Origin of the sequence: Streptomyces sp. NPDC005423, assembly GCF_040606415.1 — a bacterium.
GTDB lineage: Bacteria > Actinomycetota > Actinomycetes > Streptomycetales > Streptomycetaceae > Streptomyces.
The window spans coordinates 51,642-75,026 of the sequence record NZ_JBEXET010000025.1 but is presented as its reverse complement, the minus strand read 5'-3'; the positions used below and the strand labels follow the sequence as shown (position 1 = coordinate 75,026).

General features: G+C 71.4%; 18 protein-coding genes and 3 pseudogenes. 10 read left to right on the top strand and 11 right to left on the bottom strand.

Annotation, left to right across the window (positions count from 1 at the left end; all coding sequences use genetic code 11):
* Window positions 1–19 precede the first annotated feature (19 nt).
* Complete coding sequence (locus tag ABZT12_RS24630) at window positions 20–1,981, bottom strand: FAD/NAD(P)-binding protein (protein ID WP_356388344.1); 1,962 nt, start codon at window positions 1,979–1,981, stop codon at window positions 20–22.
* Between the two features lie 435 nt (window positions 1,982–2,416).
* On the opposite strand from ABZT12_RS24630, the gene ABZT12_RS24625 reads away from it, so the two are divergent.
* From ABZT12_RS24625 to ABZT12_RS24615, 3 genes and pseudogenes are all read left to right on the top strand, one after another.
* Window positions 2,417–6,328: an acyltransferase domain-containing protein gene (locus ABZT12_RS24625; RefSeq protein ID WP_356388341.1), complete on the top strand. Its 3,912-nt coding sequence runs from the start codon at window positions 2,417–2,419 to the stop codon at window positions 6,326–6,328.
* Window positions 6,329–6,562: 234 nt separating this feature from the next.
* Entirely contained in the window at window positions 6,563–7,261 is a 699-nt protein-coding gene (locus tag ABZT12_RS24620) for a TetR/AcrR family transcriptional regulator (protein ID WP_356388339.1), read from the top strand.
* 151 nt (window positions 7,262–7,412) lie between these two features.
* Window positions 7,413–7,753, top strand: a pseudogene (locus ABZT12_RS24615) (IS701 family transposase); the annotation flags it as partial.
* A gap of 191 nt (window positions 7,754–7,944) precedes the next feature.
* Here ABZT12_RS24615 and ABZT12_RS24610 read toward each other — a convergent pair.
* Together ABZT12_RS24610 and ABZT12_RS24605 are read right to left on the bottom strand one after the other, a co-directional pair.
* Window positions 7,945–8,772 carry a hypothetical protein gene (locus ABZT12_RS24610; protein ID WP_356388337.1) on the bottom strand — a complete coding sequence of 276 codons (828 nt, stop codon included), beginning with the start codon at window positions 8,770–8,772 and terminating at the stop codon, window positions 7,945–7,947.
* Window positions 8,773–9,197: 425 nt separating this feature from the next.
* Window positions 9,198–11,189: a heavy metal translocating P-type ATPase gene (locus ABZT12_RS24605; RefSeq protein WP_356388335.1), complete on the bottom strand. Its 1,992-nt coding sequence runs from the start codon at window positions 11,187–11,189 to the stop codon at window positions 9,198–9,200.
* 95 nt (window positions 11,190–11,284) lie between these two features.
* Between ABZT12_RS24605 and ABZT12_RS24600 the strand changes: the two genes are divergently transcribed.
* Complete coding sequence (locus tag ABZT12_RS24600) at window positions 11,285–11,674, top strand: metalloregulator ArsR/SmtB family transcription factor (RefSeq protein WP_356388333.1); 390 nt, start codon at window positions 11,285–11,287, stop codon at window positions 11,672–11,674.
* Window positions 11,675–11,851: 177 nt separating this feature from the next.
* Here the strand turns inward: ABZT12_RS24600 and ABZT12_RS24595 are convergent, their stop codons facing one another.
* The 3 genes from ABZT12_RS24595 to ABZT12_RS24585 form a co-directional block, all read right to left on the bottom strand.
* Window positions 11,852–12,508, bottom strand: coding sequence for an MSMEG_1061 family FMN-dependent PPOX-type flavoprotein (locus ABZT12_RS24595; RefSeq protein WP_356388331.1), 657 nt, complete (start codon window positions 12,506–12,508; stop codon window positions 11,852–11,854).
* Window positions 12,509–12,632: 124 nt separating this feature from the next.
* Window positions 12,633–13,085 carry a DUF3592 domain-containing protein gene (locus ABZT12_RS24590; protein ID WP_356388329.1) on the bottom strand — a complete coding sequence of 151 codons (453 nt, stop codon included), beginning with the start codon at window positions 13,083–13,085 and terminating at the stop codon, window positions 12,633–12,635.
* A gap of 288 nt (window positions 13,086–13,373) precedes the next feature.
* The gene (locus ABZT12_RS24585) at window positions 13,374–14,213 is read right to left on the bottom strand and encodes an NAD(P)H-binding protein (protein ID WP_356388327.1); all 840 of its coding nucleotides are present in this window, start codon (window positions 14,211–14,213) and stop codon (window positions 13,374–13,376) included.
* A 92-nt stretch (window positions 14,214–14,305) separates the two neighbouring features.
* Between ABZT12_RS24585 and ABZT12_RS24580 the strand changes: the two genes are divergently transcribed.
* Window positions 14,306–14,677, top strand: a complete 372-nt coding sequence (locus tag ABZT12_RS24580) for a helix-turn-helix domain-containing protein (RefSeq protein ID WP_356388325.1) — start codon at window positions 14,306–14,308, stop codon at window positions 14,675–14,677.
* Between the two features lie 153 nt (window positions 14,678–14,830).
* Here ABZT12_RS24580 and ABZT12_RS24575 read toward each other — a convergent pair whose 3' ends face one another.
* Window positions 14,831–15,232, bottom strand: coding sequence for a peptidase inhibitor family I36 protein (locus tag ABZT12_RS24575; RefSeq protein WP_356388323.1), 402 nt, complete (start codon window positions 15,230–15,232; stop codon window positions 14,831–14,833).
* A gap of 369 nt (window positions 15,233–15,601) precedes the next feature.
* On the opposite strand from ABZT12_RS24575, the gene ABZT12_RS24570 reads away from it, so the two are divergent.
* Window positions 15,602–15,817 (top strand): DUF6243 family protein, encoded by a 216-nt coding sequence (locus ABZT12_RS24570; RefSeq protein ID WP_356388321.1) that lies wholly within the window; start codon window positions 15,602–15,604, stop codon window positions 15,815–15,817.
* A gap of 230 nt (window positions 15,818–16,047) precedes the next feature.
* Window positions 16,048–17,037 carry an aminoglycoside phosphotransferase family protein gene (locus ABZT12_RS24565; protein ID WP_356388319.1) on the top strand — a complete coding sequence of 330 codons (990 nt, stop codon included), beginning with the start codon at window positions 16,048–16,050 and terminating at the stop codon, window positions 17,035–17,037.
* A gap of 417 nt (window positions 17,038–17,454) precedes the next feature.
* Here the strand turns inward: ABZT12_RS24565 and ABZT12_RS24560 are convergent.
* A pseudogene (locus ABZT12_RS24560) lies at window positions 17,455–18,009 on the bottom strand (hypothetical protein); the annotation flags it as partial.
* On the opposite strand from ABZT12_RS24560, the gene ABZT12_RS24555 reads away from it, so the two are divergent.
* Complete coding sequence (locus ABZT12_RS24555; protein WP_356388317.1) at window positions 17,948–18,178, top strand: hypothetical protein; 231 nt, start codon at window positions 17,948–17,950, stop codon at window positions 18,176–18,178. The pseudogene ABZT12_RS24560 and the gene ABZT12_RS24555 overlap by 62 nt on opposite strands.
* Before the next feature lie 83 nt (window positions 18,179–18,261).
* Here ABZT12_RS24555 and ABZT12_RS24550 read toward each other — a convergent pair whose 3' ends face one another.
* Window positions 18,262–18,885: a WHG domain-containing protein gene (locus ABZT12_RS24550; protein ID WP_356388315.1), complete on the bottom strand. Its 624-nt coding sequence runs from the start codon at window positions 18,883–18,885 to the stop codon at window positions 18,262–18,264.
* Entirely contained in the window at window positions 18,872–19,702 is an 831-nt protein-coding gene (locus ABZT12_RS24545; protein ID WP_356388313.1) for an alpha/beta hydrolase, read from the bottom strand. Before ABZT12_RS24545 ends, ABZT12_RS24550 begins: the two co-directional genes overlap by 14 nt.
* Window positions 19,703–20,065: 363 nt before the next feature.
* On the opposite strand from ABZT12_RS24545, the pseudogene ABZT12_RS24540 reads away from it, so the two are divergent.
* Window positions 20,066–20,602, top strand: a pseudogene (locus ABZT12_RS24540) (SMP-30/gluconolactonase/LRE family protein); the annotation flags it as partial.
* 42 nt (window positions 20,603–20,644) lie between these two features.
* Here ABZT12_RS24540 and ABZT12_RS24535 read toward each other — a convergent pair.
* Window positions 20,645–22,192, bottom strand: coding sequence for a N,N-dimethylformamidase beta subunit family domain-containing protein (locus ABZT12_RS24535; RefSeq protein ID WP_356388311.1), 1,548 nt, complete (start codon window positions 22,190–22,192; stop codon window positions 20,645–20,647).
* Between the two features lie 395 nt (window positions 22,193–22,587).
* Here ABZT12_RS24535 and ABZT12_RS24530 point away from each other — a divergent pair, with 395 nt between their 5' ends.
* Window positions 22,588–23,187, top strand: coding sequence for a DinB family protein (locus tag ABZT12_RS24530; protein ID WP_356388309.1), 600 nt, complete (start codon window positions 22,588–22,590; stop codon window positions 23,185–23,187).
* The last annotated feature ends 198 nt before the right edge of the window (window positions 23,188–23,385 follow it).

The window sequence follows — 23,385 nt, the reverse complement described above, 5'->3', positions numbered from 1 at the left end:
CGAAGGGGGGGACGCCGGGTCAGTGGTCGGCGCCGATGGGCCGGGACAGCGTGGTGGTGGGCAGCGAGTGCCGCACGGGGTGCGCGCCGATGGGCGGTTTCACGCCGAGGACGTCGGCGGCGATGGCGTCGGCGTCGGTGTGGAAGCCGACCATGGGGCCGGGCCGGCCGTTGCCGATCTGGGTGAACCAGCGCAGGTCCTCGGTCGGGATGCCCAGCGCGTACAGGCCCCGCGAGGGCCGGCCGGTCGCGTCGACCAGGCGGTAGGGCTTCTCGGTCACCGCCAGCGCGCCGGTGGCGAACCGGGCTCCGTCCCGCGCGTTGATGTTGACGTGCACGGACGCCAGGCCGTCGTCGATGAGCTGGCGCATCAGGGGGGAGGAGTCGACGCGTGCGTCGGCGCGCGGAATGCGGGCGTCGATGAGGATCTTGGTCTCTTGGCGGGAGGTGCCGACCTGCGGTGACTCCAGGGTGAAGCGGCCGGTGTCCTCGTCCGTCCCGATGCGCAGGCTGGGGCCGACCACGGTCAGGACGCCGGCCTCGATGAGGGCGATCGCCTGGGAGACGCGCACGGCCGGGGGGCCCGCGGACACCATGGTGTTGATCGGGTTGAACCAGCCGAGGAACTCGTCGCGGTGGGAGTCGGGGTGGAGGCTGGAGAACTCCACCGCGTCGCGCACCACTCCGCGGATGTCGCGCAGGATGTCCAGGGCCGCCTTGAGCGGGTTGTCGAGGTTGCCCTCCTCGGCCTCGCGGGCGTCCTTGCGCAGCAGTGCGATCAGCCGTTCGTGGAAGGCGCCCGGGCTGGTGAAGGTCTCGCCCGTGAAGGGACGGGCCATGGTCTCCAGGTCGATCGGGGGCAGGTCGTCGAGGCCGGCCTCCTTCAGCAGGGTCGCGGTGGCCTCGGCGTCGCCGGCCACGGAGCGGTGCCAGTTGCCGAAGACCTCCGCCGCGCGTTCGCCGTCCCGGCGCCGTACGTGGGTCGTGTAGTAGACGTGCTCGACCTCGCGGAGCATCAGCGGCAGGACCTGCGAGCGGAAACGTAACTGGCCGTCACCCGTCGCCGAGCGGTTCTCCCGGCGCAGGTCGGCGAGGGCCTGGGGGGTGAAGAACACCGGCTGGTAGCGGTAGTGGGGGCCCTTCTGGTTGTGCCCGCGGGCCAGCATGGGCAGTCCGCTGCGCGAGCCGGCGAGGATGTGCGGCTCGTGGCCGGAAGGCGCGTACTCCAGGCTGCCGTCGGACCGCTGCACGAAGCGGCCGCCACGGCCGACGGTCAGCTCCGCCGCGACGTCGTAGAAGGTCAGCCCGAGTCCGAGGATGCCCACCGTGGTTCCGGCGGTCAGGTCGTCGAGCTCCATGTCGGCGGCGGAGGTGCCGCGCAGGTAGCGGGTGCCGCGGTGGCGGGAGGCGAAGTCCAGCAGGTCGCGGTCGGTGGTCCCGGCGATGTGGTGGGGGTGCCCGGTGGTGATGACGGCCTTGTCGACGCTGATGGTCCGGCCCTCGCTGGTGGTGATCGTGTAGCGGCCGTCGCCGTCCCGGCGCAGGCTTCTGGCCCGCGCCGTCACCGGGGAGACGGTCACGTCCGGGGGGAGGGCGGCGGCGATCCGGTCGAACGCGTCGTGCAGGTAGCGGCCGTAGACCCGGCGTGGCGCGTAGGTGTTGGGGGTCGGGTTCTCCACCTCCGGCTGGGGCACCGCTTCCAGCCACTGGTGGAGGGAGGGTCCCGCACCGGCGCGCCAGGGCCCGTCGTCGGGTTCGCCCGAGTAGAGGCTCACCTCGCCGGCGGCGGTGTTCATCAGCAGGGTGTCCGGCTGGTCGGTGCGCCAGATGCGGCCGGCACCCGTCTCGCCGGGGTCGATCGTGTGGATGCGTACCGGCCGCGGAGGGCGGGTGGCCGTCAGGCGTGCGACAAGGCGTTCCAGGACGGACAGGCCACGCGGGCCCATCCCGATGATTGCGACGTGGAGTGTCCGGTCGGGCATCGGTTCGTCTCCGTATTCGTGATCAGCCGACGTATCGAGGAGCCGGGGCCGGGTCGCGAACCAAGTCGCTGGTTCACCCGGAGCCGGGTGCCGCCAAGCGGGGGCGGCGTAGCGCCGCGCCGGACCGCTTGAGTTACCGCCATGCAAGTTTCGATCGCAACGTAAGAATAGATGCCGATAGATAGATGGACGCAAGTCCAAAATAATGACTGTGGCCCACGTCACATTTCTCGGCATCAGGGATTCGTTTTGTTGTGCATATGCGGACAAAACGACCCTCTTCAGACCTGTTTTTGCGGATCTCCATCAACTCCTAGGTACAAAGTTGGCCTCTGGTGTATATCTGTACGGCACTTGCAGCCGTGTGTGACGGCGACCGTCGTTCGACGCGTCGTCGCCCTTGCCTTCCTCCGCACCCAAAGGTGGTCAACGGACATGGAGCACTCGGAAGAGCTGGACAACGCTGTCGCGATCGTCGGCATGGGATGCCGGTTTCCGCGAGCCGGCGGGGTGGAGGAGTTCTGGGAGGGACTCATCGCCCGGACCGACGCGGTCGGTCCCGTCCCGCCGGACCGCTTCGACATCACGGACCACTACGCCCCGGAGCCGGGCACTGCGGGCAAGACCGTCTCGCGCCACGGCGGCTTCCTGGACGACGTCTTCGGCTTCGACGCCGCGTTCTTCGGGATCTCCCCGGTGGAAGCCCGCGGCATGGACCCGCAGCAGCGCATCCTGCTCCAGGTCGTGTGGGAGGCACTGGAAGGCGCCGGAGTCCGGCCCTCCAGCCTGGCCGGCACCCGCGGCGGCGTCTTCGTCGGACAGGCGACCACCGACTACGCCGAGGTCGGCCCCGGCCCGCTGGAGCGCGGCGTACGCGAGATGGTCGGCAGCCGGCTGAGGGCCGCGACGGCCGGACGGGTCTCCTACGCGCTGGACCTGCGCGGCCCCAGCGTCGTCCTGGACACGGCATGCTCCTCGTCACTGGTGGCGGTGCACGCCGCCCGGCAGAGCCTGCTGACCGGCGAGAGCGACCTGGCCATCGCGGGCGCCGTCAGCGTCATCCTCTCCCCGGCCGACTCCATCGCCTACTCCCAGGGCGGCATGCTCTCCGCCCGGGGCCGCTGCCGCTTCGGCGACGCCCACGCCGACGGCTTCGTACGCAGCGAGGGAGTGGCGGCGGTGGTCCTCAAACGCCTCCCCGACGCACTGCGCGACGGCGACGACGTGGTGGCCCTCCTCCTGGGCAGCGCCGTCACCAACGACGGCAAGGCCAGCGGACTCCTGCTGCACCCCTCCGTCGACGGGCAGGCCCAGATGCTGCGGGAGGCGTGCCGCAGCGCGAACGTCGACCCCGCCCACCTCGACTACGTCGAAGCGCACGGCACCGGAACCCCCGTCGGAGACGCCGTCGAACTCCAGGCACTCGCCCAGGCCACCGGCCCCGGACGCGACGCCGGCACCCCCCTGCGGACGGGCTCGGTGAAGACGAACATCGGCCACACCGAGGCCGCCGCCGGACTCGCCGGACTGATCAAGGCGGCGCTCATCGCCCGGCACGGCGTCATCCCCGCCTCCCTCCACCTCGAAGAACCCCACCCCCTGCTCGCGGAGAAGCGGATACCCGTCGAGGTGGTACGCGCCAACACACCGCTCAAGAAGGCGGGCCCCCGGGCACTGGTGGGCGTGAGCAGCTTCGGACTGACCGGCACCAACGCCCACGTCGTGCTCGCCGAACACCTCCCGGCGCCCGAGCGGCCCGCCCGCCCCGAGCCCGGCCTCCCCGGACCGCGGCTCCTCGTCCTGAGCGCCCGCAGCCGCGCCTCCCTGCTGCGCCGGGCCGCCTCCTTCGCCTCCTGGCTGGAGCCCGCCGGAGCCGGCCGGGACATACCCCTGGACGATGCCTGCGCGACGGCCGCCCTGCGCAGGGACGCGCATCCGCACCGCCTGTGGGCCGTCGGCAGCACCCACGACGAGCTGGCCGCGGTGCTGCGCACCCTCGCCGAGGGCGGCAGCCACCCCGACGGAGGCACCTGCGACGCGGGCACCGCCACCCCCCGGCGGACCGTCTTCGTCCTGCCCGGACAGGGCTCGCAGTGGCTCGGCATGGGCCGCGGCCTGCTCGCCTCTTCCCCCGCCTTCAAGGAGGCCCTGGAGATCTGCGACCGGGCCGTGCGCCGCGAGGCGGGATGGTCCGTACTGGACCTGCTCACCCGGGACGCCGACGCGCTGCCCACCGAAGTGGACGTCGTACAGCCCGCGTTGTGGGCGATACAGGTCGCCCTGGCCGCCGCCTGGCAGGAGAAGGGAGTGCGGCCCGACGCCGTGATCGGCCACAGCATGGGGGAGGTGGCCGCCGCCCGCATCAGCGACGCCATGTCCCCCGCCGACGCCGCGGCCGTCATCTGCCGCCGCAGCCGGCTCATGCGGCGCCGCGAAGGACACGGCGCCATGCTCGTCGTCGAACTCGGCCCCGACGCGACCCGCCAGGCCATCGCCCCCTACGCCGACCAGATCTGCGTCGCCGCCGAGAACTCCCCGACCACCACGGTCGTCGCCGGCGACCGCACCGCCCTGACCGCCCTCGAGGAACGGCTGCGCGCACAGAACGTCCTGTGCCGGCGGGTCAAGGTCGACGTCGCCTCCCACTCCCCGGACATGGAGCCCTTACGCGCCGACCTGGGCGACCTCCTGAGCGGCCTCACCCCGGCCGACACCAGCTGCGCCATGGTCTCCACGGTCACCGGCCGGCCCCTCGCCGGGCCCGAACTCACCGCCTCCTACTGGATGGACAACCTCCGCCGGCCCGTCCGCTTCGCCGACACCGTCCGTACGGTGGCCGAGCGCGAACCGAGCGTCTTCGTCGAGATCAGCCCCCACCCGGTGCTGTCCGCAGCCGTCGAGGAGACGCTGCTCACCCACGGACTGGAGGGATCCGTGGTGGCGTCCGTACGGCGCGGCCAGGACGAGCACACCGAACTGATCCGCTCCGCGGGCCGCTTCTTCGCCGCCGGCGGCCGGATCGACTTCACCCGCTGGTACGGCACACGGACCCCGCCCGTGGCCCTGCCCCCCTACTCCTGGGACACCTCCCAGTACCGGACGGACACGGCCCCCCTGCCCGCCGCGGTCCCCGCCACCCGCGTACTCGGCGCGAGCCTGGGCCAGCTGGGCGCCGCCGACTGGGCCGGCGGCGTACGCGTGGCCGGATTCGCCGCCGTGCCGCCCGTCGTCCCCCTCGCCCTGATGCTGGAGGCCGGCCGGCAGGCGGTCCCCGGCAGCGCCCTCGCCCTGGAGAACGTCCGGCTCGGCGACGAACCCGTCGACGCCGAGAGCGCGGTCGACAGCGACCTCCAGGTCACGGTCGCCCGGCCGCGCGCCGACGGCACCCGCCCGGTGCGGGCGGAGATGACCGGCCCCGGCCCGGCGGACCGCGTCCTGTTCGCGTCCGGACACCTCGCACAGGTGCAGGACGATCCCGCCGCCCGGAGCGCGGGCAGCATCGACGCCGCCCTGGCCCGGTGCCGCCGGTATCTCCCGGCGGCCGACTTCGAGGACCTCGCGAGGCGGCGGGGCATCGAGATAGGCGAACCCTTCCGCGCGGTGGAACAGCTGTGGCGTGAGGACGGCCGGGCGGTGGCACGCCTGCGGCTGCCCAAGGCACCCCTGCCCGCCGCGTGGGAGGCGGGGCTGCTGCCCCTCATCGCCGCATGGCCGGCCGGCGATCACTCGGCCCCCTACGTGCCGACCGGATTCGACCGGGTCCGCCTCCTGGACGAGCCCAGCGACGAGTTCTGGTCCGTGTGCTCCTTCCAGGCGCACAACAACCGCACCGCCCGCGCCCACGTCCTGCTGCTCGCCCCCGACGGGCGGGAGCTCGCCCGCTTCACCGGCATCCGCCTGCGCCGCCTTTCCGGCCCCCCCGCCCAGACCGACCCCGCAACGTCCGCCCTCACCTCCCGCCTGACGGGACTGGGCTGGATGCTGTCCTCCGCGGTACGCGGCCTGCCGGGAGCCATCCGCACACCTCAGCGCCAGCCGCTCCGCCCGCGCGCATCCCGCACGGTCATCCCCACTCCCCGTGAGGTGACCGCCGGGATGGCCGCGAGCCGGTCCCCGCGCGCCGGCGAGGAACTGAGCACCCGGGCCGCCGCACTGCTCGGCATGGCGGTCGGCGACCTCGACCGGCGCCGCTCCCTGCGGGACCTGGGGCTCGACTCGCTGATGGCCGCCCAGCTCAGGCAGCAGCTGCGCACCGAGTGCGGCTGGGACATCACGGCGGGACGCTTGCTCGGCGACGAAAGCATAGAGAAGATCGAACTGCTCATGCAGCGAGAGCAGTACACCTGACCCGAGGCGCCTGCGCGGTGAACGCAACCTGTGCGGACGGGGCACCCGGTCGGGGCTCCGTCCGCACCCCTGTCTGCGAGAACGAGACTTCAACACATTCTTGCACTGTGGTATAAAAATTTCGGGTGTGGTTCACCATGTGACGCGGCGCCGCCACTCCCGGCGCCGCCACTCGGCGCCGCCCCGCCGGCGCGTGATCGAGTGCGGCCGGCCCACAGAGCTAGGAGACTTTCGATGAGCACCCAGACAGCAGAAGCGGTCGGCTCGCTCGGCCGTAGGGAGAGGAACAAGCAGAAGGTAAAAGAACGCCTCTACTCCTCGGCGCTCACCCTGTTCCGGGAACAGGGCTACGACGGGACCTCGATCGACCAGATCGCGGAACGGGCGGACGTCGCCCGCGGTACGTTCTTCAACTACTTCCAGCGCAAAGAGGACATCATCAGCGCGTGGGGCGAACGACGCCGGGAGAAACTCATGTCGTCCATGAGCAACAGCACCCCAGTCCGACCCGGCACCTCCCTCGACGAACTCTGGCGCTGTATGAACGTCCTGAGCGAGATCAACGAAGACGAACGCGACCTCACGGCGCCCATGCTCACGGCCTGGGTCAAGGCCGGCCGGCCGCTGGTCGAGGAACCCTACGTCGCCGACATCTTCACCCGCATCGTCTCCCAGGGCTACGACAGCGGGGAACTGGCCGGTGACGTCAACGCGCAGCGGGTGGGTCACATCCTGCGCGACATCTACCTCGGCACCCTCTACCGCTGGTGCCAGCAGACCTCCGCCGCGCCCGGCTACGTCACCGAGGAACTGCAGGCCGCCCTGCGGCTGGTGGTGTACGGCCTGCTCACCGCACCGCAGAGCCAGGTCCCCCCCGTCGCGGCCGGCGAGAACCGGCTCGGCAACCCAGGACCTGACGAGCGGCCGCGCTGAGTGGGCGGAACACGGCGGCCGGGTGCCCGCCCCGCCCCTCGACCGGTACGCCGACGACATCCGCACGTCGCACATCGCAGGCACCCCGAAGCGGGTGGCACGGATCCACGGTCTCGCACCACGTCGTCGCACACCTCGGAGAGCGGGAGGCCCGTCATGGACGGACGGCCGGGAACGCCGCCCGCGGGCGGCCATCGACGGCACGGTCGCCTTCGCCGCGAAGGCGGCCAGGGCGAAGGCGATGGTCCGCCCGCCATCGCCGGCAGGATCCCGTCCGGACGGGTGCCGGCGGATGCCGTTCGCGGCTTCAGCACGGGCCGGCGCTCCGAGCCGGAACGGGCCGATGCCCCCGATGCCATGACCACCACCCGGCACGGCACCGTCGTCCGTCGTCGCTGGCGGAGAGGCCGTGGCACGGCCAGGACGGCCGGCGCCGGGTCCTCGCGGCGCCGCAGCGTCAGCCGGCCCGGGGAGATCTCCTACGGCATCGCCTGCGGCCCCACCGAGACCCTCCTGGATGCGTGAACTCGACACAGGCACAGCAGAAACGAATCTTCCGTCCCGCCGGCCGCCGCCCCGCCCCGGCCGGCGGCATCCTGCACCGGCCGGCCTGGCGGCTGATGCGGGCTTGACGCGAGAAAGCGCGGCATCCCTCAATTGACCCATTCAGGTCAAGGTCAAGGTCAACGGGATCGTCTCGTCACGTTATTACTCGAGCTCGCCTGAGCAGGTTGGGCTCGGGGAGCCGCCGGGGGAGCGGGATCGGCCCGTGGGGGCTGAAGAAGCATGGCCTGACCTGCGATAGGATTCGCGACCGTCTTTATCTGTTCGAAAACAACGGGGACTCTCAGATGCTCGCCGAACTTCTCCGCGACCATCCTGCCCCAGTCCGCAATCTTCTCGGGGTCCCTGTCCTTCTTTTCGGGCCTGGCCTTCTCGCTCATGTAGCGGCCCGACTTGTCGTTCGCTGTCCCCAGGTTCCGATTCCGATCGTAGCGGAATTCGCCACTTACTGCGGCATCCCCTGATTTCGTCGTTCCGTTGATTTTGAAATCCACGGCGATCGTCGGATGCCCCAGCCCGTCTATATTCCTCTTCAGATCCTCCTGGGTCGGATATTTTATTTCTTCACCCGGGTTCTCCTCCTGCTGCTTGAGTGCGCCTTTCCGCAGCCCGCCCAGTACCTTGAGGAAATCCATCCGGCCCATGGCCGTCAGAAGCTCCTCGCTGCCCAGCGTGACACCCCACCGCAAGACGCCCGGTTCATTCACGTCCTCACGCAGGACGGCTGAGAAATGCCAGACCGCGCCAGGCTTTCCATCGAGGATGACTTCCCTGGGAATATCCCCCAGGGGGACAAAGAAAGGATTGACCCGGATATCACCATTGTCATCCAATTCCGCAGGCTTGATCCGCTTGGGAGGTACCGCCGTCCCCAGCGGACCATTATTACGAGTCAGACGATCGCTGCCGGTTTGTTCTGCACACGATGATGCGGCCTTCTTGGGCATTCACGCCTCCTGTTGTTCCACCTGGTCACGCTCTTTCAGATATCCGGAAAACATATCGCCCAGAGGGTAACTATCGGCCATCCGGAGCTGAACTCGAATGGAATACTGCAGGCGTAAACGATGAAAAAGTTGCTGGTGCAGTCGGTATCGGACCGGCAGGGGCAGTCATCCGCAGCGTGGAGAAGCGGCCGAACCGGACAGCGCCGCGCCCGGGCGCCCGCAGCGCGGCACGGGCGGGAATTTCCCGGCATCCGGGAGGCATCGGAATGCCGGTGATCCAGCCCGAAGAACACCAGCGCCAGACGGATCAGCGGTCGGCGTTCCGCAAGCGGGCGGGATTCCCTACGACGTCGTCGGCGCCGCCACCGGGGCCCGGGGCACGCCCGTGTCCGCGGCCGGGCCGGCGGCCTCCCTGGTGCGGCGGCTCACCGCACGTCCTTCACCGCGCGGTCCCAGGCGGCGTCGCGCAGCAGACGGAGGCCGTTGAGGCCGACGATGACGGTCGATCCCTCGTGACCCAGCACCCCGAGGGGCAGCGGCAGGTGGCCCACCAGGTCCCAGAGGACCAGGCCGGAGATGAACGCCGCGGCGATCACCAGGTTCTGCACCACCAGGCGGCAGGCCGCCCGCGACAGGCTCACGACCGCGGGGACGGTGGCGAGTTCGTCGCGGACGATGACGGCGTCGGCGGTCTCCAGGGCGAGGTCGGAGCCCGCGCGGCCCATGGCGATGCCGGTGTGGGCGGCGGCCAGCGCGGGGGCGTCGTTGACGCCGTCGCCGATGACCAGCACCTTGCGCCCGCGGGCCGCCAGGCGCCGTACGGCGTCGACCTTGTCCTGGGGCAGGAGGCCGGCGTGGACCTCGTCGCCGGCGATGCCGGCCTCGGCGGCCAGGCGGGCGGCGGAGCGCGGGTTGTCGCCCGTCACCAGCATCGGCGTGCTGCCGGTCAGCGCGGTCAGGGCGGCGACGGTCGCGGCGGCGTCGGGGCGCAGCCGGTCGGCGATGCCCAGCACGCCGACCGGGGACCCGTCCCGCAGGACCAGGACGGCCGTACGGCCGCCGTCCTCCAGGCCGGCCGCTGCCTCGGCGGCGCGGGCGCGGCCGGCACCGTCGCAGCTGTCGAGGAGGCGGCCGGGCGCGCCGACCGCGACCAGGTGACCGCCGACGACGGCCGTGACGCCGACCCCGGGAGCGGAGGTGAAGTCCCGCGTCCCGGCGATGGCCAGGCCCCGGGTGCGGGCGGCGTCGACGACGGCGCGGGCCAGGGGGTGTTCGCTGGGGTGCTCGGCGGCGGCCGCGAGCGCCAGCAGGGCGTCCTCGTCCACCGCGGAGCCGTCCAGGCAGAGCGTGTCGGTGACGCGGGGGGTGCCCTCGGTGAGGGTGCCGGTCTTGTCGAGGGCGACCGCGTCGACCTGCCCGAGCCGTTCCATGACGACGGCGGACTTCACCAGGACGCCGTGGCGTCCGGCGTTGGCGATGGCCGACAGCAGCGGCGGCATCGTCGCCAGGACCACCGCGCACGGCGACGCCACGATCATGAAGGTCATCGCCCGCAGCAGGGAGCCGGTCAGCTCCGCGCCGAACGCGAGGGGGACTGCGAAGACCGCCAGGGTCGCGACGACCATCCCCACGCTGTAGCGCTGCTCGACCTTCTCGATGAACAGTTGGGCGGGCGCCTTGGTCCCGGAGGCCTCCTCGACCATGGCCACGATCCGGGCGAGCACCGAGTCCGAGGCGTCCCGCTCGACCTTGACCCGCAGCGCACCGGTCCCGTTGAGGGTGCCGGCGAACACCTCGTCCCCGGTCCCCTTCGCGACCGGCAGCGGCTCCCCGGTGATGGTGGCCTGGTCCACCTCGCCGGCCCCGTCCAGCACCCGGCCGTCCGCGCCGACCCGCTCACCGGGGCGGACCAGGATGGTGTCCCCGACCGCCAGGCTCTGCGTCGGGACCGTCGACTCGCTTCCGTCGTCGGCCACCCGGGTCGCGGTGGCCGGCGCGAGGTCGAGCAGACCGCGGACCGCGTCCTGGGTGCGGGCGGTCGCCAGGGCTTCCAGGGCGCCGGAGGTGGCGAAGATGACGATCAGCAGCGCGCCGTCCATCACCTGCCCGATCGAGGCCGCTCCGATCGCCGCCACGATCATCAGCAGATCGACATCCAGGATCTTCTCCCGCAGCGCTCTCAGCCCCGCCCGGGCCGGCTCCCAGCCGCCCGCGACGTAGGCGGCGGCGTACAGCGGCCCCCACGACCAGGCGGGCGCGCCGGTCAGCTGGAGCGGCAGGGCGGCCAGGAACAGCGCCAGCGCCGTGGCGGCCCAGCGGGCTTCGGCCAGGGCGAACACCCGCGTACGCCGCTTCGGCGCCGTACCCGAGGTGGCCGGAGCCGCCCCTTCGGGCCGCTGGAGCAGGTCGGAAGGCATGACGGAACAACCCTTCAGGGGCGGAAGGCGGCGACCCGTCCACCATACAGGAACATCTGAACAGGTCTTCATGTGTGGTCGGTAGGATGAGCGCCATGGGTCACGGAGCCGACGGCAACCACCACGCCACCCCCCGCGAGCGCCTGGACGCGGCGGGGGCCACCGACGTCGCCGCCACCCTCCAGGCCCTGGCCACCCCCTCGCGGCTGTACATCCTGGCCCGCCTCCAGGAAGGCCCCTGCGCGGTCGGTGACCTCGCCGAAGCCGTCGGCATGGAAGCCTCCGCCTGCTCCCACCAGCTGCGCCTGCTGCGCAACCTCGGACTCGTCACCGGAGAACGCCGGGGCCGTTCCATCGTCTACGCCCTCTACGACAGCCACGTCGCCGAGCTGTTGGAACAGGCCCTCTTCCATGTCGAGCACCTGCGGCTCGGCCTGCGCGACGCCTCCGCGGCCGAAGCGGCACCGGCCGCCGCCCCCCGGTAGACGACCCCGTTCCGGGCTCCCGCACAGGGGACCGGTACGCCGGCCCGGACACCGGCCACGACGACACCGGCCCGCACGCGGCCCCGGCCCACCACCGCGCCCACGCCCGAACGACGGCCCGGCCCCGCGGAGAACCCCGGCTGCCGCCAGGGGCCTCCGCATGCAAGGTCAAGTGCCTTACTCGTAGCGGTACTTCAGCGAGTCCGCCTCCACCTGCTCGATGTCGGCGATCGTCAGCTCCGGCATCCGCAGTTGGGCCAGGGTCACCTCGGCCGAGGTCGGCTGGGCGTCCGCCGGCAGCCACTGCTCCGGCTTCCAGGCCCCGCTGCGCAGCAGCGACTTGGGGCAGTGCGGGTAGACCTCCTCGATCCCCACCACCAGCGCACTGGCCGGCGGCTTTCCCACGGCGGTCAGCTGCGACAGCAGCTCCGGGCGGGTGGAGACGACGGCCCGGCCGTTCACCCGCAGGGTGGTGGTCCGCCCGGGGACGATGAACAGCAGCCCGGCCCGTCCGGTGGCGATGACGTTCTGCAGGGTGTCCAGCCGCTTGTTGCCGGTCGCGTCCGGTATCGCCACCGTCCGTGCGTCCAGGACGGCGACGAACCCGGCGGGGCCGCCGCGCGGGGAGACGTCGCAGTTGCCCTCGGCGTCCGCGCTGGCGACTAGGACCAGCGCTGCGCAGCCGATCAACCGCCTTGTGTGCTCGGTGAGTTCGGCCGTCTGCTTGCGTACGGCCGCGACGCCGGGGAGTTCGTAGGCCCGGCGCAACGCCTCCTGGTCGGACACGGCGTCGAGACGGAGCGAGTCGAAGGCACTGCCGGCAAGGGGTGTCATGCCTGCGACCCTAACGAGCCCGTGAAGTGCGCCCGCCGGGGTGCTCGCCGGGGTGCTCGCCGGCCGGCCGCAGCCTTGGACGTGCGAGGGGCGCCCGGTCGTCGGAAGGCGTGGAGGGCGGGTGTCAGTGCATCGAGCCGGCCGAGTTCGCCACGACGATGAGGAAGACGGCGAAGGCGATGAACACGCCGATGAAGAGCAGGGCGCAGCCCGTGCTCGCGGCGAGCTTCCCTGGCGCCGGGAGCTTGGCGGTGGCGCGTTCGGGGTGCTCCGGCAGGTAGTGCACGGTCACGATGTCGCCCTCGACCCTGGTCGACGGTCCGTCCGTCTCATCGAACCGGATGACGCGCCCGTCCCGGGTCGTGAACTCGTAGACGGTGTGCAGCGTCGTCCTCACCGAGCTGTCCCCGCTGCTGCTGCTGCTGGTCGTCGTGTACGACCTGATGCACCGTGCCTCGGCCGTGATCCCGCTGGACCAGGCGCTGCTGACCTGGCGGGCACGGCGCAGCACGACGACGGCACCGCACACCGCGAGGCCGATCAGGAGGAGGGGGACGATGCTGAACAGGACTGCCATGGGGTCCCCCGGGTCGTAGCTCGCCCTGACCGATCGGTGTACCGGGGGAAGGTATCCGGGGGACGCTCGGATCTGTCGCGAAGCAGGTCGGCAACTCCGGCATGTTCACGCTGACGGCTGACGGCTGACGGCTGACGGCTGACGGCTGACGGCTGACGGCTGACGGCTGACGGCTGACGGCTGTCGTCGCGGCGGCGCCGGACCGGAACGTCGACGGTCCCGGTCCAGCACCCGATGCGCCGTCACCCGGCGTCGGTCATCGGCCAGTTCCGGCGGCGTCGACCGGTCTCAGCGGAACGCGGCGACATTGCGGGCGGCCCAGTCGGCGAAGGGGCGCGGCGCCCGGCCGAGGACCCGCTGGACGTCCGGGCTGACGCGCAGCTCGGCCGGGCTCGGGGAACCGAGGATGTCCAGCGTGTCGTCGGCAAGCTCCGCCGGCATGCTCCGCGCCATGGCGGCCCTGGCCTCTTCGCGGGTGAGCTCGTGGAACCTCACCGGCGAGCCCAGCGCGGCGGCGACGGCCTCCGCCTGCCGGCGCGGAGTGATCACCTCCGGGCCGGTCAGCTCGTAGCAGCCGCCGGTGTGCCGGTCCTCCAGCAGGCAGGCTGCCGCGACCTCGGCGATGTCCGCCGGGTCGACGATCGGCACCCCGACGTCGCCGAAGGGCGCGGCGACGACCCGTCGCGTGCGGACGGAATCGGCCCACCACAGGGCGTTGGAGGCGAAGCCGCCCGGCCGCAGGACGGCCCACTCCAGGCCGGACCCCCGCAGCACGTCCTCCAGCGCGCGCATCGCGATCCGCGTCCGACCGGAGGGCCTGGTCACCACGCCCAGCGTGGAGAGCAGGACGACCCGGCGGACCCCGCCGGCCGCGGCTTCGCCGATGATGTCGGCAGGGTTGGCGCCGGCGGCGTGCAGGTCGCCGGAGAGCAGCAGGAACAGCGCCTCCGCCCCGGCCAGCACGGGCTTGAGGCCGGCCGGCTCGGCCAGGTCGGCCACCACGTGGCGGACGCCGTCGGGCACCGCCGCCGGGTGCCGCGACACAGCCGTCACTTTCCGGCCCGCCTCGGCCAGTGCCTGCGTCAACGGTCGGCCGATATTTCCGGTAGCCCCGGTCACCACGATCATGAACAGCTCCTTGTCGGATGTCCTCTGTGGCCCTCACGCTAGGAGTCCGGGCTAACTTTCGGTAAGGACATACCCTCAGGTAAGCTCATGACATGGCAGGAAGCGCGCAGCCCGGACAGGCCGAGGCGGAGAAGCGGTATGACGTGTTTCACACCGACTGCCCCGCCCGCGACATGGTCGACCACGTGACCAGCAGGTGGGGCATCTGGGTACTGATCTCCCTGCGGAGCAACCCCCTTCGCTTCTACGAGCTGCGCGAGAGCATCCAGGGCATCAGCGAGAAGATGCTCGCCCAGACCCTGCGCACGCTGGTGCGGGACGGCCTGCTCTGGCGGGAGGTCGAGCCCACGACACCGCCCCAGGTCACCTACGGGCTGACCGAGTTCGGCCGGGACATCGGCGAGCCGCTGACGGACCTGTTCGACCGGATCACACGACGACTGCCGCCGTACAGCGCGGCATAGCGCGCCCCCGCCGGTACACATCAGCGGCCGGCCGCGGGGGAGAGGGGCGCTGCCCGACGTCGTTCGTGGACATCGCCCGGACGTCTCTTGAGGGACTGTCAGGCCCGGCCCCGGCCCCCCGGCTGCCGCCCCTACAGGGGCTCCACTGGGGCTCTACTGGGGCTTGAAGGAACGGATCTGGTAGTTGCCCTGGAGGTTGCCGCCCGCGTGGGCGGGGGTGGATCCCACGCGCGCGTGATAGTTGGTCTGGGTGTAGTACTGCACGCGGTGCCCGGTCGCGTTCCAGACCGAGCGCACGTTCTGCCCCCGCTGGATGAAGGAACAGTCGTCGACGGTGTTCGCCTTGCTGCGCTGCGACCACTGGCAGCGGATCCCACTGCCGTTCCAGTCGCTGTAGATGCAGAAGTATCCAGGGTTGCAGCTGAAGACCGCCCGACTGCCGGTCGACGCGGGGGCGTTGGCCGCGGCGGCAGGTACCGCGGCGGATGACGAAGGGGCCAGCGGCATGCAGGCAGCCAGCGCCAGGGTGAGCGCGAGAGCGAGTTTCTTGACCATGACTGGCCACTTCCTGCGGGACAGCGCCCGTAACCCCTGACGCTCCACAGACCCCCCTTCCGGGCGGGATGTTCCAGCGCAGTTCCCGGCGCAGCCCCAGGCGCATGCGGTGGTCACACCCCACCCGGGCGGGCGTGTCCATGCAACGGCTGACCGAAGCCGGGCGCTCACCGGAGGCCCGGCCGACGCCGGGGAACCGAAAAGGTTGGTGTGCGGGGCGTACGGAACCGGGTAACGTCTTTGTCATGTTCTTCCGGGCGCCGATTTACGAGTGAGAGCGTGATGGGCCCCTGCTGTCGTCCTTCGACGTCGCCGCCCGTCCCCCACCGATAATCCGTAGATCACTTCACACCATTACCGGGAGAACCCGTGACCGTGAGCAAGAACATCAACAACCCCATCGGCATGGGCGGCGGCAAGCGCAAGAAGCTGTCCCGCGCCGAACGGCAGAACAACGGCCCGCACCGCAACCTCGACCGCCAGGGCGCCGCCGACCAGAAGGCGGAGCTGGTACGCAAGATGCGTGAGAAGACGGGTGCGGCTGAGGGCGCCGGGCAGGCGGGCGACGACACCGCCCAGAGCTGACGCGACGCCGCCGCAGGGCGGCAGGAGGGCGGGGCGCAGGGGGGTTCCTTCGGCCGGCGTCGCAACTGGTCACGTGTTGAGGATGCCGAGCTCCTCACGGATCCAGTCGCCGGCCACGACGGGTCCCAGGCCTTGCCCTCCGCCGGTCGGCGGCGCCGGCGGCACGACCACTGCGTCAGGATCGACCTCCCTCGATGAAGAAGGCGAGGGACTGGGCGGAGGGTTGATCGGTGGAGAGCATCACCAAGAACCGGCAGTCCGTCGAGGCGGTTCGCACCATGGTCACGCGCGCGTACGGCCCGGACGAGGTGTGCGAGGCGGGCGAGGACTGGGTCAGCGAACTGAGCGACGGCTGGTTCAACGTGGTCTACCGGATTCGGCTGCGCTCCGGCGCGCGGGTCGCCCTCAAGATCGCGCCGCCGCCGGATGTCGAGGTCATGACCTACGAGCGAGGAGCCATGGCCACCGAACTGGAGGCGTTGCGGCTGATCCGGGAGCACACGAAGGTGCCCGTTCCGGAGGTCGACTTCGCCGATCGGACCCATGAGGTGTGCGACGCCGACTACTTCTTCATGACGTACGTGGACGCGGACAACCTCAACAGCGTCAGCGACAGCCTGGCCACGGCGGAGAGCGACGCGTACGCCGAAGCGCTCGGTGCGGTCACCCGCGAACTCAACACCATCCCCGGCCCCGCCTTCGGCCCGCTGTCCGGGCAGGGCGACAGCACGTGGCGCGCGGCCTTCCTCCGGATGGTCGGGGAACTGCTGGGAGACGGCGAGCGCTGCGGCGTCGTCGTCCCGCACGGCTACGACGTGATCCGCGACGTCGTGGCCGCCCATGCCGATTCGCTCGACGAGGTGACCGAGCCCCGGTTCGTCGAGTGGGACCTGTGGCCCGGCAACTGCATGGTGCGCGACGGCCGGATCGTGGCAATAATCGATCACGAGCGGGCGTTCTACGGTGATCCGCTGATGGAGTTCGGCTTCGCCGGGACGGAGTCGAGCGCTTACGGGGACGCCACGGCTTTCACCCGCGGTTACGGCCACCGGCCGTGCACCAGCGCCGAGCGGATCCGCCGGCGGCTGTACAACCTGCACCTCGCCCTGGTCCAGGTCATCGAGACGGACTTCAGGGCTCACACCGGCACCGAGCAGTACGACTGGGCCTGCGAGCGGCTGCGGGAGACCCTGGCCCTGCTGGGCGGGCCGGCACACTGACGGTCTCCTCGACTCCTCCTCCCACTGGGAGTCGAGGGGCGCGTCACGCACGTCCCGACGGCACGTGCCGTCGGCGGAGGTCAGCCGGTGCGGCGGTGGTGCCGGGTGTCGGTGGCGCGGCGGTCCGGGGCGCTGACACGGAGGGGGAAGAGGCTCCGCCGTAAGGTGCTCGGGCCGGAGTCCGCCCGGTCCGAGCGGATCAGCCTTGGGACGCCACAGGTCCGCGAGCAGCCGTCCGGCCGTCACTGTCCGGCCTACCGGGTCACCTGGGTGACTGGGGGCTTCCTCGCTCGGACTCGGTACCCCGGGTCGGGCGACGGCCACCCGGGACGGTCCGTAGGACGCCCGGCTGTGCCGCACGGCCTGCCAGGTGACGAGCAGCGCGATCGCCGCCCCGGAGACAAGCGCGGTGTTCGCGTTCCCCCATCCGAGCCCCCGGTACTGGGCCCAGTCCGCGAAGGACGCGCCGACCGGGCGGGTGAAGATGTAGGCGAGCCAGAACGTGCCGACCGCGACCGTCGGCCTGCGGAACGCCCAGAAGACCGCTCCGGAGAGCAGGATGACGCCGGCGAAGGCGAAACCGGCCTGGAGGTTGTCGATGCCGAGCGAGTCGGTCGCCCAGTCACCGGCGGCGGTACCGAGGGTGAAGGTGCAGATGACGGCGAGCCAGTAGAGAGTTTCGCGGCGACGGGTGGTGATGCTGTGGATGGACAGGGTCCCCTCGATGCCGTACCAGGCCGCGAAAATGACCAGGAGCACCGCCGTGAACAGCGCCGTGGTCGTTGCCGTGGACAAGCCGGTGGCCTGATGCAGTACGTCCGCCCCGACGGTGCCGAAGACGCTGACCGCGACGACGGTGAGCCAGTAGGCCCACGGAAGGTACCGGCGGAGGGAGAACTGGACGACGAGGATGACCGCGAGGATCCCCGCGGACACGCCGAGCGGGATCAACTGGTCAGCGGAGAAGGACATCTGCCCCGGGCCCCGACCGGGGCCCGGGGGGCCGCCACTGCTGCTGCGGAAGGCGCCGGAGAGCCAGTCGCCGCCCGCCTCACCGAAGCCGGTGGTGATCAACTTGGTGACCCAGAACAGCGCGGTGGCCTCCGGAACCTTGGAGAGCGTCTGCCGGGCGGCGAGCTGAGAACGTGTATTCATGCTGGTCAGGCTTCCAGCACGCCATCTGAAGTCCTTCTGGTGCGCATGTGATTCCCATGAGATCGCGCGTCAGACTTCGTGCCTGACCGGCTGGTCTTCCTGATGGTCCTCCGCGGTGGTGGGAAGGTTGGCCTGCAGGCCGGCGATCAGGGTGTCGACGAGGAAGGTGAAGCTGCGGTCCACGTCACGGGGCAGCCCGAAGCCGCCGGCGCTTTCGAGGGTGGCGAAACCGTGCAGGGCCGATCGCAGGACGCGGGCGGCGTCGACTTTGCGCGCGTGGCCGAGGTCGAAGCCGGCGAGGACGTCGTACAGGACCTGCAACCCGTCATTGGCCACGCGGCGGTCCTCTTCGTCGTCGTCGGCCGTGGGTGCCCGCGCGGTGGCGGCGTATCGGCCGGGGTGGTCGAGGACCCAGCGGCGCCAGGTGTCGGCGCATGCCCGCACTGCGTCCGGGCCGGACTTGCCGACGGCCGACCGGGCGATGGCGTCGGCGAGTTCGCGTTTGGCCTGGTTGGCGATGCCCTGCTGGAGGGCTTCCAGGGAGGCGACGTGTTTGTAGAGCGACGGTGTCTTCACACCGACCCGCCCGGCCAGCAGGCCCATGGTCAGGCTGTCGTAGCCGACCTCGTCGGCGAGCGCCGCGCCGGCCGAGACGACCGTGGCAGGGGCGAGGCCGACCCTAGGCACGGGCATGCGCTTGCAGGAAGGCCAGCATCAGCCTCACCACCTCGTCGGGGTACTGCGCGTGCGGGTAGTGGCCCGCGCCGGCGATCGTCTCGAGTCGGCCCAGACCGGCCGGCAGCCCGGCCACGATCGCCTCGCCCTCGGCCTTCGGGTCCACCCAGTCCGGGTCCAGCGAGCCTTCGATGATCAGGGCCGGGCAGCGCACATTGCCCAGTTGTGCTCCGGCGTCGGCCGGTGTCGACTGCATCATGCCCCGCAGTGCTTTCATCCGCCCCGGTTCCCGCAGCATGGCGTCGATCCCGGCCAGGTGCGCGGTCCAGTCGGCGGGCTTGGTGCCTGGGTAGGCGAGGTCGAGGTACTTCTTCCAGGACGACAGGCTGCCCATCATCGTGCCGACCAGCCGGACTGTGCCCTTGCGGTAAGCGCTGTTGCGCAGGTCGCCCAGGTTCGTGGCCTGTTTGCGGGTGAACGGCGCCAGTTCGACGACGCAGGTGATCAGTTCGGGTGCCTCGGCGGCCGCGATGGTGGCGGCTCCGCCGGAGATCGAGTGCCCGACCAGCACGGCCGGGCCACCGAGGTGGCGGATCAGTGCGAGCAGGTCACCGGCGATGTCGGTGCGGGTGTAGGACGGCCACTGTGCGCTCGACTCGCCGGCTCCGCGCAGGTCGACCGTGGCGACCCGGTAGCCGGCGGCCACCAGCCGCGGGGCGACGAAGCGGTATGCGTCACGGCTGTTGCCCATGCCGGGGGCGAGGACGACCAGCGGCCCCTCCCCGGTCACCTCGTACGCGATCGTGCCGGCGTCGACGGTCAGGTATCCAGTCATCGTTGTCTCCCGCTTCCAGCAGCCGTGCCAGTGGGCTAGCTGCGATAGCCGTAAAGCTAGTGCCATTAGCTAATCCTGTCAAGATCACACCGGGAGCCGGGAGCCGGGCGCCGACGCCCCCGCCCCGCTGATGACGGCGCCGCGCCTGTTCGCGGCCCTCGCCGACCGGCACCGGGTGCCGCCGCCGCAAGGTGGCCCCGGGTGTGGATGATCAAGCCTTCCGGGGCTGGGGCGTGGGGGCCCGGTGGGGGACCGGTGGGTCTGCTCGGCGGCTGTTGACGACGGCGGGCAGTGACGGACGCGGGCCTTTCCGCGGCCCCACGCCCCGTTCCCTGTCCTTCGAGCTGACGCGCCGGCCCCGCCGGTCGCTTCTGGGCCGGCAGCATGGCCTACGACGGCACCCACGGCGTGGGCTCGCTCTACCGGACCGACCCCGACGGCACGGTCGTACGCGTCCTCGACGGCCTGACCATCGCCAACGGACCCGCGTTCACCGCCGACGGCACGACCATGTACCTCGCCGACACGGCCGCCGGGACGATCCTCCGCTGCCGGGTCGACCCCGTCTCCGGCGACCTCCGCGGCGGCCCGGAGGTCTTCGCGCGACTCCGCGACGGCGAAGGCAGCCCGGACGGAATGACCGTCGACGCGGAGGGCTGCCTGTGGGCGGCGATGTGGGGTGCGGGCGCGGTCCGCCGCTACCACCCCGACGGCCGCCTGCTCCATACGGTGGCCGTCCCCGGCCCGCATCCCACGTCCGTGTGCCTGCATCCCGGCGACCACCGCCTGTATGTCACCACCGCCCGGTACGGGGTGAGGAATCCGACCGCCGCCTCCGGCGCGGTACCGGCCAGGGGAACGGCGGCCTGCTCCTGGCACGGAGATGACGTCTGTCAGTGACTACGACATGCTGCGTGCGCGGGCGCGTGGACGAAACGCTTCTCAGCCCGCGGCGCTGTACACGGCGGCCGTGTTGGGGCGCGGCGGTGGAGCGTGGCGGGCCGCCGGTCCCTGCGCGAAGGTACGCAGCAGGTTTTCCGTGGTGCGCGTGACAAAGGCGCGGGCGCGGCCGTCCATGCCGTGATCACGGCCGAGTTCACCGGTGCCCGCCATCAGGGCTTCCACCCACCGCATCGTGCCCGTGGCGAACACCCCGGCCCCGCCGGCCGTCGTGTAGTACGCGGAGTCGCTGTGGCTGGCCCTGCCCTGGCACACCAGCGGCGAGTGCGCGGTTATCTCCAGCGGGCCCGGAAGCGGGGAGCCGTGAGGTACCCGGTCGTACTCCACGCCTACCAGGTGGGGGAAGCGCTCACCGGCGGCCACCCCCGTACCGTCGTACAGCCAGTGGTCGGCCGCGTGGACGACGTACGGCGCGTCGGCCGGGAAGCCCTCGTAGAGGACTCCGGTCAGAGCGGACTCGGGGTCGGGGGCCGGCGGCAGACGGAAGTCCGTGGTGACCAGGTCGGGGCGGGAGCCGTAACAGGGGTCGGCGCGGAAGGAGCTCTTGTAGCAGACCACCGTGCGGGCGTCCGCGCCCGCGCCGGGTTCCAGCCGGATCCGACGGAAACATGTGTTGGCGCCGAGGAAGGCGACGTTCGCACCCGCGTCCCGGGCGGTGGTGACATGGGCGCGCTGCTCGGGCGTCCAGTACTCGTCGTGGCCCAGGCACACCAGGGCATGCGCCCCGTGCAGCACCGAGGGATCCCGGTGGACGTCGACGCCGGTCGTGTAGGCAAGGGGGATGCCGAGCCGTTCGGCCAGCACCACCAGCGCCCGCTCGTACACCAGGAACTTGTCGGCGCCGCTGCCGTCGTAGGGGCGGTCGAAGCTCACCGCGAGGGAGCGGGAGGCGTAGTCGCCCGGCGATCCGGCGTACAGACTGCTGCCGCCCCAGCGGTTGTACGCCTGCCACGTGGCCGGGGCGTGCAGCAGGACCGTGCGGCCCGCGCCCTCGGTGGAGCGGACGGTCAACGGGACGTAGCGCCGGTGTCCGCTCTCCGCCTCCAGCCGCAGCAGATACGCACCCTCCGGCCAGCCGGCGGTGTCCACGGTGAGGGTGGCCGGCCAGTCGGCGCGCACGGTACGCGTCTTCGGCAGCAGGCGTGGCGCGGGACGGGCACGGCCGGGTATGCGGCCGGAGGCCCAGATCAGCCGGGCCTGCCGGCCGCCGTACCAGCCGACCCGGAAGGCGTCGACGCGAAAGGACGCGGCGGTCGTCGACACGTGCAGAGCGAATTCCTCGCCGGGTGTCACGCTCACCCGGTCGGTGTAGCCGGCCACGGCGTCCTGCGGGCCGGTCGCACCCAGCCGCCAGTCGGCGGTGCCCGGAGCGTCCCGCTCCGCCTCCGGCCGGGGCCGTCCGGCCGTCGGCGCGGTGGTGCGCGGCTGGACCGGGCTGCCCGTGCAGGCGGCGGCACCGAGACCCGCCCCGGCGCACAGGCCCAGGAAGCGCCGGCGGCCCGGTGAACCGGTTCCGTATGCCAAGGTCACGTCACCTCCCTGGTCCCTGTGCCTGCTTCAGCATCCCGACGGTCCACGCAGCCGGCAAGCGGGTCGTCCGGCGCCGGAAAGGCCCGGCGCGCCGGGACGGGGTACCCGTGCGCCCGCGGAACGGACGGACAGCGCGTGGGGGAGGCGTCCGGCAAGGACGAACTCGTCACCGCATACCTGCGGCACTTCGATCCCGACGCCATGCCCGGAGCCTTCGACGCACGGACCTCACACCGCGTGAACGGTTCCTGGCGGCGTTCGACCCGGTCGCCGCGGTTGACGCGACATCGCCGGTCGCCCCGGGCAAGGAGGGAGCCGACTCCGGGAACAGCGCCCCACTGTTGTCCCGGTCCCGTGGAGCCGGGCTGTCAGTGCCGACTGCAAGACTGCCCAACATGATCGAACCGGATCCGAAAGCGGACTGTCTCCGTTACCTGCAAGACGGGCGTGACGCCCTCTTATGGAAGCTCGACGGGCTCACGGACTACGACATTCGCCGCCCGCTGACCCCCACGGGCACGAACCTGCTGGGGCTGGTCAAACACATTGCCGGCGTGGAGCTCGCGTACTTCGGCGACACGTTCGGGCGGCCCTTCTTCGACGAGGAGCCGCCGCCCTGGTGGTACACGCAGGACGTGGAACCCAACTCGGACATGTGGGCCACCGCGGACGAGTCGCGCGAAGACATCGTCGGGCTGTACCACCAGACGTGGGAGCACTCCGACAGCACGATCGCGACCCTGACGCTCGACGCGATCGGTCACGTTCCGTGGTGGCCGGTGGAACGGCGAGAGGTGACACTGCACCACATCCTGGTGCGCGTGATCTCCGATACCCAGCGCCATGCCGGCCACGCCGACATCCTGCGAGAACTCATCGACGGCTCCGTCGGGTACCTGCAAGGCCAGGACAACCTGCCACCAGGAGATCAGGCATGGTGGGAGAACCACCGGCACCGACTGGAACGCGTGGCGAAGGAAGCCGGCAACAGCTGATCGCGCCCTGCCGCCACCGACCTCACCGACTCCGGGCCGGCCATGCGCGCCGTTCAGATGGCTTTGTCCAACTCATCCTGTGCGAAGCCGACTTCGGAGCAGAGACCGTCTGGACGGCAGAGAAGATCCTCTCGAAGAGAACTCCTTCTTCCGCAGCGACGCGGAGCAGCCCATCCGTCTGCCCTTTCACCCGGCCTC

What these genes read in the sequence shown, in the direction of transcription:
- ABZT12_RS24545 (WP_356388313.1), bottom strand. Translation starts at nt 19,702, where the DNA reads ATGACTGGATACCTGACCGTCGACGCCGGCACGATCGCGTACGAGGTG.
- ABZT12_RS24550 (WP_356388315.1), bottom strand. Translation starts at nt 18,885, where the DNA reads ATGCCCGTGCCTAGGGTCGGCCTCGCCCCTGCCACGGTCGTCTCGGCC.
- ABZT12_RS24555 (WP_356388317.1), top strand. Translation starts at nt 17,948, where the DNA reads ATGACCGCGAGGATCCCCGCGGACACGCCGAGCGGGATCAACTGGTCA.
- ABZT12_RS24530 (WP_356388309.1), top strand. Translation starts at nt 22,588, where the DNA reads ATGATCGAACCGGATCCGAAAGCGGACTGTCTCCGTTACCTGCAAGAC.
- ABZT12_RS24590 (WP_356388329.1), bottom strand. Translation starts at nt 13,085, where the DNA reads ATGGCAGTCCTGTTCAGCATCGTCCCCCTCCTCCTGATCGGCCTCGCG.
- ABZT12_RS24605 (WP_356388335.1), bottom strand. Translation starts at nt 11,189, where the DNA reads ATGCCTTCCGACCTGCTCCAGCGGCCCGAAGGGGCGGCTCCGGCCACC.
- ABZT12_RS24585 (WP_356388327.1), bottom strand. Translation starts at nt 14,213, where the DNA reads ATGATCGTGGTGACCGGGGCTACCGGAAATATCGGCCGACCGTTGACG.
- ABZT12_RS24575 (WP_356388323.1), bottom strand. Translation starts at nt 15,232, where the DNA reads ATGGTCAAGAAACTCGCTCTCGCGCTCACCCTGGCGCTGGCTGCCTGC.
- ABZT12_RS24595 (WP_356388331.1), bottom strand. Translation starts at nt 12,508, where the DNA reads ATGACACCCCTTGCCGGCAGTGCCTTCGACTCGCTCCGTCTCGACGCC.
- ABZT12_RS24630 (WP_356388344.1), bottom strand. Translation starts at nt 1,981, where the DNA reads ATGCCCGACCGGACACTCCACGTCGCAATCATCGGGATGGGCCCGCGT.
- ABZT12_RS24610 (WP_356388337.1), bottom strand. Translation starts at nt 8,772, where the DNA reads ATGCCCAAGAAGGCCGCATCATCGTGTGCAGAACAAACCGGCAGCGAT.
- ABZT12_RS24620 (WP_356388339.1), top strand. Translation starts at nt 6,563, where the DNA reads ATGAGCACCCAGACAGCAGAAGCGGTCGGCTCGCTCGGCCGTAGGGAG.
- ABZT12_RS24580 (WP_356388325.1), top strand. Translation starts at nt 14,306, where the DNA reads ATGGCAGGAAGCGCGCAGCCCGGACAGGCCGAGGCGGAGAAGCGGTAT.
- ABZT12_RS24600 (WP_356388333.1), top strand. Translation starts at nt 11,285, where the DNA reads ATGGGTCACGGAGCCGACGGCAACCACCACGCCACCCCCCGCGAGCGC.
- ABZT12_RS24625 (WP_356388341.1), top strand. Translation starts at nt 2,417, where the DNA reads ATGGAGCACTCGGAAGAGCTGGACAACGCTGTCGCGATCGTCGGCATG.